Source organism: Streptoverticillium reticulum, assembly GCF_047456005.1.
Lineage (GTDB): Bacteria > Actinomycetota > Actinomycetes > Streptomycetales > Streptomycetaceae > Streptomyces > Streptomyces reticulum.
In genome coordinates this window covers 5,799,551-5,813,532 of the sequence record NZ_CP179755.1, presented here as the reverse complement: position 1 = coordinate 5,813,532, position 13,982 = coordinate 5,799,551, and the positions used below count along the sequence as shown (strand labels likewise).

Here is a 13,982-nt window from a genome sequence, read left to right as displayed (position 1 = left end):
GCGTCACGGCGTCGGCACCGCCTTGCCGTCCGCCCCGGTGGCGCCGCGCGTGTAGCGGGGGTGGATCAGGCCGACGCAGCTGTAGGGCAGGCCGTCGATCCCGTCGACCTCCTCGACGGGCACGCCGCGCTGTTCCGCCAGCAGCCGCACGTGGTCGAGGTCGGCGCCCGCGCCCCGCTTGGCGAGGATCTTCCAGGGGACGCGGCGCAGCAGCACCCGGGTCGTCTCGCCGACGCCCGGCTTGACGAGGTTGTCGTCGTGGATGCCGTACTCCTCGCTGATGCGCTCGACGGCCGACCGGCCGGCCCAGGTGGGGGCGCGGTCGGGGGCGGCGGCGAGGCGCTTGGCGTCGAGGGCCACGTCCTCGCCGACCTCGGGGAAGCGGGCGGTGACGGCGTCGAGGAACGAGCGCGAGACGTCGGCGCCGGCCAGCTCGCGGTAGAACTTCGCGCCGTGGAAGTCGTCCGGGCCGACGAGGTCGGACCGCAGGACCGTGCGCGAGATCAGGCCGGAGACGGTCGAGTTGAGGCAGGCGGACGGGATGAGGAAGTCGTCGCGCGTGCCGTAGGTCGCCACGCAGTGGCCCGGGTCGGCGAGGACCGCGAGCCGCGGGTCGAAGCCGTCGCACCCCTCCAACCCCTCGATCGCCTCGGCGAGTTCGCGGGCGATCGCGCCCTTGCCGGTCCAGCCGTCGACGAAGACGACGTCCGCGGGGTCGTACCGGTCGGCCAGCCAGCGCAGCGCGTTGGCGTCGATGCCGCGGCCGCGGACGATGGAGACGGCGTAGTGCGGCAGGTCCAGGCCGTGCGCGTGCTGCGCCCAGCGGCGCATCAGCACGCCGACGGGCGTGCCGGCGCGGGCGAGGGAGACCAGGACCGGGCGGGGCGACCGCTCCGCCAGGACGGTCTCGGTGACGGCACCGACCGCGCGGGCGACCCGGGCCGCTGAGGCGTCGAGGGCGGCGCGGTAGAGCTCCTGGTAGCGCGCGCTGGGCTGGTACTCGACCGGCAGCGATTCCGCGTAGTGCGCGCCGCCGCTCTGGATGGCCTCCTCCCGTTCCTCGGTGGGGGCTTCGAGGGCCACGGAGGACAGGTCCTGGAGCAGCCAGCCGACGTCCTCGGGGGCGTAGGAGGAGAAGGCGGGGCCGCGCAGGGGTTCGCCCGCGGCGCGGTGCGAGGGGATCACGGCGAGCAGGACCTTCCGGGTGTGGGCGGCGAGACGGTCCGGCAGGCCGCCGGGGGCGTGCAGGGCGGGGGTGTCGCCGGCCGAGTCGACGACGGCGACGATCGCGTCGAAGCCGCCGCCGGCCACGTTGTACGCGTAGCGGTCGCCGTCGGGGGCGTCGCGGGGGGCGTCGTGGGCCGGGAAGGCGATGCGCGTGCGGATCGCGTAGCCGGGGTCGTCGACGGGGAGGACCGGTGACCGGGTGGTCGTGGAGAACCGCACGCCGTCCACCGACCGTTCCAGTTCTTCCGCCAGGCGCAGGGGCGCGTACATCAACTCCTCGTTGCCGAGGACGAGTACGCGGGCCGCGCCCGGCGGGAGGGCCTCGCGGATGCGGGCCGCCATGTCCGGAAGTGCGGCTTCCAGGCGGGCGCGGTGGGCGGGGGTGAAGCCGTGGCGGCCTCCGTCGGGGAGGCCGAGGGGCCAGTTCAGATCGACGCGGGACACCGGCGCGCGGTGCGACGGAGCTTCCTCGGTCCGCCCGTCGTCGTGCTGCGCAACCAGCGCCTGCCCCCGTTCCAGCACCCCCTCCGGCAGCCGCACCGTCCCGCTCGCCAGCGCGACGACGTCGACGCGCGCGCCCAGCTCCGCCGCGAACTCCTCCAGCCGCGCGCGGTCCTGCCCGGTGCGCGTGTCGACCAGGGCGACGACCACGTACCGGTCGCGGGGGAAGCGCTCGTGGAGCGCCGCGACGGTGTTCAGCACCGTGCGGCCCGTCGAGAACTCGTCGTCGACCAGGACCAACGGGCCTTCTCCCGCCAGCAGTTCCGGGTCCTCCGGCAGCAGCAGGTGGGACGTCGCGTGGCTGTGCTCCTCCTCGAAACCGCCGACCGCGCTGACCCCGCGCACCGGGCGGCGCGTGGAGTGCAGGTACGGGGCGAGCCCCAGGCCGTCCGCGACGGAGTGGCCCAGGCCCGTGGCCGTCTCCGCATAGCCGAGCACCACCGCCCGTGCCGCATCGGCCTCGCCGAGCAACTCCCGTACCCTGCGGCCCAGATCGAGGCCGGCGCCGTACACCCGCGCGGGCGAGGCCGGCACGTGCTTGCCGAGCACGTTCGAGACCAGCAGGTGCGCCCGCCTGGGGTTGCGCCGCAGGGCCAGGCCCAGCAGCTCCGGCAGGCGCCGGTCACCCTCCAGGCCGACACCCAGCCGGTCCGTGACCCACTGGCCCGACCACGCGTCCACGTCCACGTTCCCGTTTCCCTTCACGTCCGCACGCTCGCCGACAGCAGCTCCACGAAGCCGACGTCCTCGCGCGCGACGCCGAAGACCTCGGCGCGCAGCATCGTCCGCTCGGCCCAGGCCCGGTGCGGCTTCACTTCGTTCATCTTGTTCGTATAGGCGGAGCGCAGCACTCCACCGCCGTCGCGATCCGGCCGCAGGATGTCCTGCGCGTCGCTGAACTCCTCGTGGCTGACGACGGAGAGGGCGTGCACGGGGACGACGTGGGACGGGTGGATGCAGGTCTTGCCCTGCAGGCCGTTGGCGCGGTCGAGCTGGATCTCGCGGAGCAGGCCGTCCATGTCGTGCTCGATCAGCGCGGCACGCAGCGCCTCCGCGGCGCCGGCGAAGGGGCTGCGGCGCAGCTGCGGCTTGAACATCCGCTGGGGCTGCGGGAAGTACTCCCACACCGGGCCGGTGACGGTGAAGCCGCTGCCGTCCGCGCGGCCGAGGACATTCACGACGTCGGCGATGACGGAGGCGACGATCTGCACGTCGTACGCGGTCATGTCGGGCGCGCGGCGCAGCCCGTAGGCGGAGCAGAAGTCGGTGACGCCGAGGCGCAGGGCCAGCACGCGGTCGCGGTGCTTCTCGACGGCGCGGGCGATGCCGCCGAGCGTCTCGGTGCGCGTCTCCAGGTGCAGCAGTTCGGGCGACTCCAGGACGGGCATGGCGAACAGCCGCCGCCCGCAGGCCCCTTCGGCGGCGGCGAGCGCCTCCAGGAAGGGCAGGCCGCGCTCCTCGGTGAACTTGGGCAGCACGAATCCGGACAGCAGCCGCCCGGCCGGGCCGAGGCGCCGCATCAGGGCGGTGATCTGGCCGGGCTCGCGGACGCGGACGAACAGCAGCGGGAGATCACGGGAGGACTCCGCGAGCGCGGTCAGCTGCCGGACGAGGTTCTCCTCCGCTCCGGCCACCTCGGCGTCCCCGATGGAGTCCTCCAGGCACAGGACCATGGACACCACGCCGCGCTCCGCCTGTTTGACGACGTCCCCGGCGAGCGTGCTCCGGGTGGCGGGGCTGTAGAGCGTGGCGCCGAGGGCGACCGCGAGCATGCGGGCCGGGGAGCCGGCGTCGAAGGTGCACGGCTCCTTATGGAACAACCCATTCCGCACCGCGGGCGCAAGATGGTCGAAATGCCTCATCAGTCTCCCTGTTGGGCCACGCCTCGACGCCTCCGGGAGGGGCTGCCGGGCCCGGAGTGTGGCTGGTTATCGTACGTCCGGCGGGTGGTCAAGAGTTCCCCAAGCAAGAGAAAAACTCCTGACCGGCGTCAACACGTCGAGTAGGAGCAGCCGGACGCGCGGCACCCCTGCGTTGTCCGCCGCCCGTGGGGGAAGGCAGGATTGCGGGCATGACGCACGCGATGCTGAAGGGGTCGAACATCCCGCTGGACGCCCCGACCATACGGGCCGTACTGCGCTGGACCCCCGGCCCGGGCGTCCCCGACGTGGACGCCTCCGCCCTGCTGCTGGGCGATGCGGGACGGGTCCGCTCCGACGAGGACTTCGTCTTCTACAACCAGCCCCGCCACCCCTCCGGCCTGGTCCGGCACCTGCCCAAGAAGCGGCTCGTGGAAGGGATGACGGACTCGCTGGAGGCCGACCTCCCCCGGCTCGACGGCTCGGTGACGCGCGTGGTCCTGGCCGCCTCCGCGGACGGCGGCCCCTTCGGTCTGGTCAAGGACCTGTCCGTGCTGCTGTACGACATGGCCGCGGGCGGGCCGGACGCGGCCGCCGAGCCCGTCGCCCGCTTCGACGTGCAGCCGGAGACGGGCGACGAGACCGCCATGATCTGCGGCGAGTTGTACCGGCGCGGCGAGGGGTGGAAGTTCCGGGCGCTCGGGCAGGGGTATGCGTCCGGGCTGGTCGGGCTCGCCACGGAGTTCGGCATCTCCGTGGACGACGATGCCGGCGCCCCTGCGGGGAGCCCGGAGCCGGCGGAGCCGCCGGTGCCGGTGCCTTCGTATCCGCCGCCGCCGGTGGCTCCGCCCACTGCGGGGTACGGGTATCCGCAGCCCGCCGCAGGGGCTGCGCCCGGGTTCCGGTTGCCGCCGCAGGGGCCGCAGTTCCTGGCCCGGTGAGCCGGGTTCAGACCTTGGACTTGTACCCCCGTCCCCACTGCAGGCCCCACCCGTACAGGCGGTCCAGTTCGCTCTGGAAGCCGTAGACGTACTTCATCTCGCGGTGGACCACGATGTCGCCGTTGCGGTTCTCGATCATGACGACGGCGCACGAGCGGGCTTCCGGGGCGCGCTCGTGGAGTGCGATTTCGAGCTGGGGGCCGTTGCCGGGGTACAGCGTCACCGTCGCGTGGGTACGGTCGAACGCCGGGGTCCCGTCATAGATGTAGACGAAGACCAGCAGGCGCCTGAACTCTTCGCGGTGGTCCATGTTGATGTAGATGTCCTCACCCGCGCCCGAGCCGAACCGGTCGTCGCCGCTGAGCTGGATGTACGGCGGGGAGTTGATGCTGCCCAGTATGTTGCCGAGCGGCTGCACCACCCCCTTCGTGCCGTCCTTGAGCTCGTACATACAGGCGAGGTCGAGGTCGACGTTGACCATGGCCGGGCCCTGCGCCGCCACCACGTCGGGGGCGAACTTGCGGAAGGGGTGCCGCAGTCCGGCGCCGAGCGAGGTGGACCGGTCGTCCATGAAGTCCGAGGTGCGCATCCGCCAGGACAGGTTGACGCGCAGATTGCCGGTGGCGGCCCCCTGCTTGGTCAGCGAGAACGTGTGGTGGCGCTTGGTGAGCTCCACCGCCCCGGTGCCGGTGACGTCGAACTGCCGCGCAGCCCCGTATCCCCAGTTGCCGAAGAGCATTTCCCGAATCGTCATCGCGCTGTACCCCCACCGTCCGTAGCGTGACCGTGCCGTGAACCGAAGAGGCGGCCGCGAGGTGTTCCTCGCGGCCGCCTCCAGGGGAAACGTTCCTCAAATGTGCCGGGGTCACACCCCGCTGGCGACTTCCGCCTTCGTTTCCGAGCCATTGCCGGAGCCGCTCTCCCGGCGGTTGCGCAGCACCGAGGAGAAGAACGCCAGACCGATCAGGACGACGCCGATGAGACCGGTGACGACCTCGTTGATCTCGTACTTGATCGTGACCAGCAGAATGACGGCCAGCGCTCCGATCGCGTAGTGCGCGCCGTGCTCGAGATAGACGTAGTCGTCAAGGGTGCCCTTGCGGACCAGGAAGACCGTCAACGAGCGGATGTACATCGCACCGATGCCCAGACCGAGCGCCATCGCAAAGATGTCATTGGTGATCGCGAAGGCGCCGATGACACCGTCGAAGGAGAAGGAGGCGTCGATGACTTCAAGGTACAAGAACATGAAGAACGCGGCTTTTCCGGCCAATCCGACGACCGATCCGCCGCTCTTCTGCGACAGGGCGGCCGCGTTCCCCTCCGCTTCTTCCTCTTCCTCCTCCAGGCGGTCCTCGAAGAAGCCCGAGATGCCGCCGACGATCAAGTAGGTGACCAGGCCGCCGATGCCGGCCAGCAGCACCGTCGCCGTCTTGTCGACCGTGCCGGAACCGCCGTGCACCGGGACCGTGGTGGCGACGGTGGTCGCGGCGACCAGCAGCGCGACCAGGGCGACGACGATCGACAGCGTCTCCAGCTTGCCGAGTCTGGCCAGCGGCTTCTCCAGCCAGGCAAGCCACTTGATGTCCCGGTCCTCGAAGACGAAGTCCAGGAAGATCATGAGCAGGAACATGCCGCCGAAGGCCGCGATGGCCGGGTGGGCGCTGGTGACCAGCTGTTCGTAGCGGTCGTGGTCCTGGATCGCGACCTTGACGGCCTCGACGGGGCCGAGCTTGGCGGTGATGGCCACGATGACGACAGGGAAGACCAGCCGCATGCCGAAGACGGCGATGAGGATGCCCAGCGTCAGGAACATCTTCTGCCAGAACGGGTTCATCTTCCGGAGGATTCCGGCGTTGATGACCGCGTTGTCGAACGAGAGCGAGATCTCCAGGACGGAGAGGATCGCGACGATCGCCAGCCCCTGCCACCCCCAGAGAACGCCGGCCAGGGCCAGTCCGGCCGCGGTCACGGCGAACGACCAACCAAAGGTTTTCAGGAGCACTGGCGGACCCAATCCTTCGCTGTTCGGGGAGCCGCGCGGGAACGCGGCTTTACGAAACGTTGACCCCGAAGTCTAGAGCGATGCCGCGCAGCCCGGACGCGTACCCCTGGCCCACCGCACGGAACTTCCATTCGCCGCCGTAGCGGTAGACCTCGCCGAAGATCATCGCCGTCTCGGTGGAGGCGTCCTCGCTGAGGTCGTAGCGGGCCAGCTCGCTGCCGTCGGCCTGGTTGACGACGCGGATGTAGGCGTTGCTGACCTGACCGAAGCTCTGGCCGCGCAGGTCGGCCTCGTGGATGGAGACCGGAAAGACGATCTTGTCGCAGGCGGCCGGCACCTTGGTGAGGTCGACCAGGATCGACTCGTCGTCGCCCTCGCCCTCACCGGTGAGGTTGTCACCCGTGTGTTCCACCGAACCCTCGGGACTCTTGAGGTTGTTGTAGAACACGAAGTACTCGTCGCCCAGCACCCGCCCCCCGCCGCACAGCAGCGCGCTGGCGTCCAGGTCGAAGGGGGCTCCGGTGGTGGAGCGCGCGTCCCAGCCGAGAGCGACGGTCACGTGCGTGAGGTTGGGTGCGGCTTTGGAGAGGGAGACGTTGCCTCCCTTGGCGAGCGTGACGCCCATGGTGCTGGTCCTCCCCGAATCGTGATGTGCGCCCGTCGCGCATGTCCGGCGCCGCACCCCGGATTCCGGGGTGCGGCGCCGGACGGGGCGGCGGCGGACGTCAGACGTTGACGCCGAAGTCCTGGGCGATGCCGCGCAGGCCGGAGGCGTAACCCTGGCCGATCGCGCGGAACTTCCACTCGGCGCCGTTGCGGTAGAGCTCGCCGAAGACCATGGCGGTCTCGGTCGAGGCGTCCTCGCTCAGGTCGTAGCGGGCCAGCTCGCTGCCGTCGGCCTGGTTCACCACGCGGATGTAGGCGTTGCGCACCTGGCCGAAGCTCTGCTTGCGGGCCTCCGCGTCGTAGATGGACACGGGGAAGACGATCTTCGCCACGTCGCCGGGCACGGCGGTCAGGTTGACCTTGATGACCTCGTCGTCGCCGTCACCGTCGCCCGTGAGGTTGTCGCCCTGGTGCTCGACGGAACCGCAGGGGCTCTTGAGGTTGTTGAAGAAGACGAAGTTCTGGTCGTTGCCGACCTTGCCCGCCTCGTTCGTCAGCAGGGCACTGGCGTCCAGGTCGAAGTCCGTACCGGTGGTGGTACGGGCGTCCCAGCCGAGGCCGACGATCACCGCGGTCAGGTTCGGGGCCGCCTTGGTCAGCGAGACGTTGCCGCCCTTGCTGAGACTGACTCCCACGAGTCCTCCATTGGTTCAAGGGGCGGGGTGCGTCCCCCGCCCCCGGTTGTGCGATGGCAACCGGATCAACGTACGGAGCGTAGTGCCCGGTTCCCACCGTTTACAGGCTCTTGTCGGCTGAGGACGCAGAGACCCGGCGCCGGGGTTGCCCGCGTGCGCCGGGAGCGCGCGTCAGAGCGCTGCGAGCGCCTTGGTGTACTCGTTCAGGTCACGCGCGTCGGGCAGCCCGTTGACGATCGTCCAGCGGACGACGCCCTCCTTGTCGATGACGAAGGTGCCGCGCAGCGCGCAGCCCTTCTCCTCGTCGAAGACGCCGTAGGCGCGGCTGGCCTCGCCGTGCGGCCAGAAGTCGGACAGCAGCGGGTACTCCAGGCCCTCCTGCTCGGCGAAGACGCGCAGGGAGAAGGGCGAGTCGTTGGAGACGGCGAGGATCTGCACGTCGTCGTTGGCGAACTGCGGCAGGTTGTCGCGCACGGCGCAGAGCTCGCCGGTGCACACGCCGGTGAACGCGAAGGGGTAGAAGAGCACGACGACGTTCTTCTCGCCGCGGAAGTCGGAGAGCCGGACGGTCTCACCGTGCTGGTTCTTCAGCGCGAAGTCGGGCGCCTTGTCGCCTACGGCAATAGCCATGGGGGTCACACCTCTCTGATCACGGAGCCTGTCGGCGTGCCCAGTGTGTCACCCACGCCGAACGCCCCCGGCGACAGGGGTCACCGGGGGCGTTGGGGGTGCGTCAAGGGGCCGCGCCCCGTCAGGGGCGCGGGGAACTGCGCGATCAGCCACAGCCGACCCGCAGCCGGGGAACGACCGACCCCAGCGGAGCGGTTACCGCTTGGGCGAAGCCATCTTCGTGCCGGACCAGTCCTTGGCGACGCTGATGCTCTTGGTCTGGGAGAGCCCCGCGGTCTGCGCCGCGTCCTGGATGTCGCTCGGCTCGACGTAGCCGTCACGGCCGGTCTTCGGGGTCAGCAGCCAGATCACGCCGCCCTCGTCGAGACAGCCGATGGCATCCACCAACGCGTCCGTGAGGTCACCGTCCTCGTCCCGGAACCACAGCAGGACGACGTCGGCCACGTCGTCGTAGTCCTCGTCGACGATGTCCTGGCCGATGAGGGACTCGATGCCTTCACGGAGATCATGGTCGACGTCGTCGTCGTAACCGATCTCCTGGACCACCTGTCCCGGCTCGAACCCCAGCCGTCCGGCTGGGTTGGTCCGCTCCTCCGCGTGGTCCGCGGTCGCGCTCACGGATTTCCTCCTGTCATCTTTTGAAAGGTATGCCCGCCCCGCGCATACGCGAAGCGATGGGCGTAGTCCACACGTGCCGGGCGGTTCGCGCAAGTACCCGGCCACCGAGCCCGCCGAAACGGTGACGAGTACGGCGGTCTCCGGGCATCTCCCACCATGAGGCAGCAGTGGCAAGTGATTCACACCACAGGGTTCTGCCGAGTTTGCGAAGTTACTCCATGCGACGCCGGAAGCGGGCCCGAACGGCCGTACACAGGCGACCCCCATAGGGGGCGTAAGGTTGCGATTTGGCCGCCCCGGGCGACCACCCCACGACGTTTCGTCTCACCTGCGGCGGTTACCGCCCAGTAGAGATGACGTTTCCGCCGCCGCGGTCCACGATGGGACGGCGCGACAAAAAGCAGAGACAGTATTTGACCGCGTGCCCAGCACGACCCGAACAGCGAAGGAACAGCGTGGCTTCCGGATCCGATCGCAACCCGATCATCATTGGCGGCCTTCCCAGCCAGGTCCCGGACTTCGATCCCGAAGAGACCCAGGAATGGCTCGACTCACTCGACGCAGCCGTCGATGAGCGCGGCCGGGAACGTGCCCGCTACCTCATGCTTCGCCTGATCGAGCGGGCGCGCGAGAAGCGCGTGGCCGTGCCCGAGATGCGCAGCACGGACTACGTCAACACCATCGCCACCAAGGACGAGCCGTTCTTCCCCGGCAACGAGGAGATCGAGCGCAAGATCCTCAACGCGACCCGCTGGAACGCGGCCGTGATGGTGTCCCGCGCCCAGCGCCCGGGCATCGGCGTCGGCGGCCACATCGCCACCTTCGCCTCCTCCGCCTCCCTCTACGACGTGGGCTTCAACCACTTCTTCCGGGGCAAGGACGACGGCGACGGCGGCGACCAGATCTTCTTCCAGGGCCACGCCTCCCCCGGCGTCTACGCGCGCGCCTTCCTCCTGGACCGACTGTCCGAGCAGCAGCTCGACGCGTTCCGCCAGGAGAAGTCGAAGGCCCCGTACGGCCTGTCGTCGTACCCGCACCCGCGTCTGATGCCGGACTTCTGGGAGTTCCCCACCGTCTCGATGGGCCTCGGCCCGCTCGGTGCGATCTACCAGGCCCGCATGAACCGCTACATGGAGGCCCGCGGCATCGCCGACACCTCCAAGTCCAACGTCTGGGCGTTCCTGGGCGACGGCGAGATGGACGAGCCGGAGTCGCTCGGCCAGCTGTCCCTGGCCGCCCGTGAGGGTCTGGACAACCTGACCTTCGTCGTCAACTGCAACCTGCAGCGCCTCGACGGCCCGGTCCGCGGCAACGGCAAGATCATGCAGGAGCTGGAGTCGCAGTTCCGCGGCGCCGGCTGGAACGTGATCAAGCTGGTCTGGGACCGCTCCTGGGACCCGCTGCTGGCCCAGGACCGGGACGGCATCCTGGTCAACAAGCTGAACAGCACCCCGGACGGCCAGTTCCAGACGTACGCCACCGAGACCGGTGCGTACATCCGCGAGCACTTCTTCGGCGACGACCACCGTCTCCGCAAGATGGTCGAGAACATGACCGACGACCAGATCCTGCACCTGGGCCGCGGCGGTCACGACCACAAGAAGATCTACGCGGCCTACGCGGCGGCCAAGGCCCACAAGGGCCAGCCGACCGTGATCCTCGCGCAGACGGTCAAGGGCTGGACGCTCGGCCCGAACTTCGAGGGCCGCAACGCGACCCACCAGATGAAGAAGCTGACGGTCGAGGACCTGAAGCGCTTCCGCGACCGTCTGCACATCCCGATCGCGGACAAGGAGCTGGAGTCCGGCCTGCCGCCGTACTACCACCCGGGCAAGGACTCGGAAGAGATCCAGTACATGCACGACCGGCGCAAGGCGCTGGGCGGCTACGTACCCACTCGTGTGGACCGCTCCAAGCCGCTCGTCCTGCCGGGCGAGAAGGCCTACGCCCCCACCAAGAAGGGCTCCGGCCAGCAGTCGATCGCCACCACCATGGCGTTCGTCCGCCTGCTCAAGGACCTCATGCGGGACAAGGAGATCGGCAAGCGCTTCGTGCCGATCGCGCCCGACGAGTACCGCACCTTCGGCATGGACTCGCTGTTCCCGTCGGCGAAGATCTACAACCCGCTGGGCCAGCAGTACGAGGCCGTGGACCGCGAACTGCTGCTCGCGTACAAGGAGTCCCCGACCGGCCAGATGCTGCACGACGGCATCTCCGAGGCGGGCTGCACCGCCTCGCTGATCGCCGCCGGCTCCGCCTACGCCACGCACGGCGAGCCGCTGATCCCGATCTACGTCTTCTACTCGATGTTCGGGTTCCAGCGCACCGGTGACCAGTTCTGGCAGATGGCCGACCAGCTGGCGCGCGGTTTCGTCCTCGGCGCGACCGCCGGCCGCACCACCCTCACGGGTGAGGGCCTGCAGCACGCCGACGGCCACTCGCACCTGCTGGCCTCGACCAACCCGGCCGTCGTCGCGTACGACCCGGCGTTCGGCTTCGAGATCGCGCACATCGTCCAGGACGGTCTGCGGCGGATGTACGGCGAGAACGCGGAAGACGTCTTCTACTACCTCACCGTCTACAACGAGCCGATCCAGCACCCGGCCGAGCCGGAGAACGTGGACGCCGAGGGCATCCTGAAGGGTCTGTACCGCTTCAAGGAGGGTGAGAAGGGCGCGATTCCGGCGCAGATCCTCGCCTCCGGTGTGGCCGTGCCGTGGGCGATCGAGGCCCAGCGCATCCTCGCCGAGGAGTGGAACGTCAAGGCGGACGTCTGGTCGGCGACCTCCTGGAACGAGCTGCGCAACGAGGCCATCAAGGTGGAGGAGCACAACCTCCTGCACCCGGAGGAGGAGCAGCGCGTCCCGTACGTGACGCAGAAGCTCGCCGCCGCCGAGGGCCCGAAGGTGGCCGTGTCCGACTGGATGCGTGCCGTTCCGGACCAGATCGCGCGCTGGGTGCCCGGCACCTACCAGTCGCTGGGTGCGGACGGCTTCGGCTTCGCCGACACCCGTGGTGCGGCCCGTCGCTTCTTCCACATCGACGCGCAGTCGATCGTCCTCGGCGTGCTCACCGAGCTCGCCAAGGAGGGCAAGGTGGACCGTTCGGCGCTGAAGCAGGCGATCGACCGGTACGAGCTGCTGGACGTTGCGGCTGCCGATCCCGGCGCTGCCGGTGGTGACGCGTAAGCGGTAGCACTGCGTCAGCGAGGGCCCCGACCTCTGGTCGGGGCCCTTTGCCTTTGGCTGCGGGTTCGTTGTGGTTGCTCGCGCAGTTCCCCGCGCCCCTTACAGGGCGCCCGCGCCCTCCGTCGCGTGTTGGCCTCGCCTCGTGAGGAGGGCAACTCCCGCCGCACACACGGCGATACAGCCCGACACCACGAAGCCCGTGCTCATGGCCGACACGAACGTGTCGTGCGCCACCGTGGAGATCCGCGCCGCCAACTCCGGCGGGGCGCCCGGCGGTACCGGTGCCACCCCGACCTGGACCGCGCTGTCGGCCTGTGCCATCTGTTCCGGCGTGCCGCGCGGCAGCCCGGCGGCGGCCCAGTTGTCCGGCAGCAGGTGGTTGACCCGCGACGCGACGACCGCGCCCAGCACGGCCGTACCCAGCGAACCGCCCACCTGCATGGCCGACTGCTGGAGACCGCCGGCCACCCCGGCGTGCTCCAACGGGGCGTTGCCGACGATGACTTCGGTCGCGCCGACCATGGTCGGCGCGAGGCCGATGCCGAGCAGGACGAACCAGACGGACATCAGCAGCGTGCTCGTGTGCGGCGTCAGGGCGGCGAGCCCGAAGCAGGCCACCGCCGTGGAGGCCATGCCCACGGCCAGCGGGATGCGGGGCCCGATGCGGGTGATGAGCGCTCCGGCCAGCGGTGAGGCGACGATCATCATCGCGGTGGTGGGCAACAGGTGCAGACCGCTGCTGACCGGGGACATCCCGCGCACGTTCTGCAGGTAGAAGGTCACGAAGAACAGCCCGCCGATGAAGGCGAAGGCCATCAGCACCATCAGCACCGTGCCCGCGGAGAGCGGTACGGAGCGGAACAGGCCCAGCGGCAGCAGCGGTTCGCGGGAGCGCAGCTGCCACAGGGCGAACAGCAGGAAGCCGAGCGCCGAGGCGCCGAGGAAGAGCAGCGTCCTCGCACTGCCCCAGTGCCAGTCGGCGGCGTTGATCAGCGCCCAGACGAGGCAGAACATGGCGGCGGACAGCAGCACGATGCCCGGCACGTCGAAGCTGCGGGAGGTGTGCTCGGCGCGGCGGTCCTTGAGGAACAGCAGGCCCAGGACCACGGCGAGGGCGCCGACTGGCACGTTGATGAAGAAGACGGACTGCCAGTTGACGTGCTCGACGAGCAGCCCGCCCACGATCGGCCCGCCGGCCGTCGAGGCGCCGATGACCATGCCCCACACGCCGAGGGCCATGTTCAGCCGCTCGGCGGGGAAGGTCGCGCGCAGCACCCCGAGGGCCGAGGGCATCAGGAGCGCGCCGCACAGGCCCTGCAGGACGCGCAGGCCCACGACCGTCGACACGCCGTGGGAGAGGGCGATGAGTCCGGAGGAGAAGGCGAAACCGGTGGTACCGATAAGGAAGACGAGGCGGTGGCCGAAGCGGTCACCGATCTTGCCGGCCGTGATCAGGGCGACGGCAAGGGCGAGGAGGTAGGCGTTGGTGATCCACTGGACATCGGCGAGCGAGGCGCCCAGGTCCTTCTGGATGGCGGGGTTGGCTATGGAGACGATCGTGCCGTCGAGCGCGACCATCATCACGCCGAAGGCGACGGAGATGAGCGTCAGCCAGGGATGGCCCCGTAATCCTTTCCGGGGCCCGAGAGCCGGCGGCGTCGCGTCGGCGACGGTGGTCCGAGACATCATGGACCGATATTATGGCAGCCGCT

The 13,982-nt window shown here is 69.8% G+C and carries 11 protein-coding genes; 2 read left to right on the top strand and 9 right to left on the bottom strand.

Annotated elements, in window-relative coordinates:
* Positions 1-3: 3 nt before the first annotated feature.
* Positions 4-2,433, bottom strand: coding sequence for a phosphoribosyltransferase (locus ACMATS_RS26720; protein WP_414169326.1), 2,430 nt, complete (start codon positions 2,431-2,433; stop codon positions 4-6).
* Positions 2,430-3,590, bottom strand: coding sequence for an HpcH/HpaI aldolase/citrate lyase family protein (locus ACMATS_RS26715; protein ID WP_414169325.1), 1,161 nt, complete (start codon positions 3,588-3,590; stop codon positions 2,430-2,432). The genes ACMATS_RS26720 and ACMATS_RS26715 overlap by 4 nt, the downstream gene beginning before the upstream one ends.
* A gap of 209 nt (positions 3,591-3,799) precedes the next feature.
* Here ACMATS_RS26715 and ACMATS_RS26710 point away from each other — a divergent pair, with 209 nt between their 5' ends.
* Positions 3,800-4,528, top strand: coding sequence for a TerD family protein (locus ACMATS_RS26710; RefSeq protein WP_390777908.1), 729 nt, complete (start codon positions 3,800-3,802; stop codon positions 4,526-4,528).
* Positions 4,529-4,535: 7 nt separating this feature from the next.
* Here the strand turns inward: ACMATS_RS26710 and ACMATS_RS26705 are convergent, their stop codons facing one another.
* The 6 genes from ACMATS_RS26705 to ACMATS_RS26680 all read right to left on the bottom strand — a co-directional run bounded on the left by ACMATS_RS26705 (position 4,536) and on the right by ACMATS_RS26680 (position 9,082).
* Positions 4,536-5,282, bottom strand: a complete 747-nt coding sequence (locus tag ACMATS_RS26705; protein ID WP_414169324.1) for a TerD family protein — start codon at positions 5,280-5,282, stop codon at positions 4,536-4,538.
* A 111-nt stretch (positions 5,283-5,393) separates the two neighbouring features.
* A complete protein-coding gene (locus ACMATS_RS26700; protein WP_390777910.1) occupies positions 5,394-6,533 on the bottom strand; it encodes a DUF475 domain-containing protein in 1,140 nt (379 codons plus the stop codon).
* A 49-nt stretch (positions 6,534-6,582) separates the two neighbouring features.
* A complete protein-coding gene (locus ACMATS_RS26695) occupies positions 6,583-7,158 on the bottom strand; it encodes a TerD family protein (RefSeq protein ID WP_390777911.1) in 576 nt (191 codons plus the stop codon).
* A 100-nt stretch (positions 7,159-7,258) separates the two neighbouring features.
* On the bottom strand, positions 7,259-7,834 hold the full coding sequence (locus ACMATS_RS26690; protein ID WP_390777912.1) for a TerD family protein: 576 nt from the start codon (positions 7,832-7,834) through the stop codon (positions 7,259-7,261).
* Positions 7,835-8,005: 171 nt separating this feature from the next.
* Positions 8,006-8,464: a peroxiredoxin gene (locus tag ACMATS_RS26685; protein ID WP_336411923.1), complete on the bottom strand. Its 459-nt coding sequence runs from the start codon at positions 8,462-8,464 to the stop codon at positions 8,006-8,008.
* A 195-nt stretch (positions 8,465-8,659) separates the two neighbouring features.
* Complete coding sequence (locus ACMATS_RS26680; protein WP_390777913.1) at positions 8,660-9,082, bottom strand: DUF3052 domain-containing protein; 423 nt, start codon at positions 9,080-9,082, stop codon at positions 8,660-8,662.
* A gap of 455 nt (positions 9,083-9,537) precedes the next feature.
* Between ACMATS_RS26680 and aceE the strand changes: the two genes are divergently transcribed.
* A complete protein-coding gene (aceE, locus tag ACMATS_RS26675) occupies positions 9,538-12,270 on the top strand; it encodes a pyruvate dehydrogenase (acetyl-transferring), homodimeric type (protein WP_390777914.1) in 2,733 nt (910 codons plus the stop codon).
* A gap of 99 nt (positions 12,271-12,369) precedes the next feature.
* On the opposite strand, the gene ACMATS_RS26670 is transcribed toward aceE, so the two are convergent.
* Complete coding sequence (locus ACMATS_RS26670; RefSeq protein WP_414170801.1) at positions 12,370-13,956, bottom strand: MFS transporter; 1,587 nt, start codon at positions 13,954-13,956, stop codon at positions 12,370-12,372.
* Positions 13,957-13,982 lie beyond the last annotated feature (26 nt).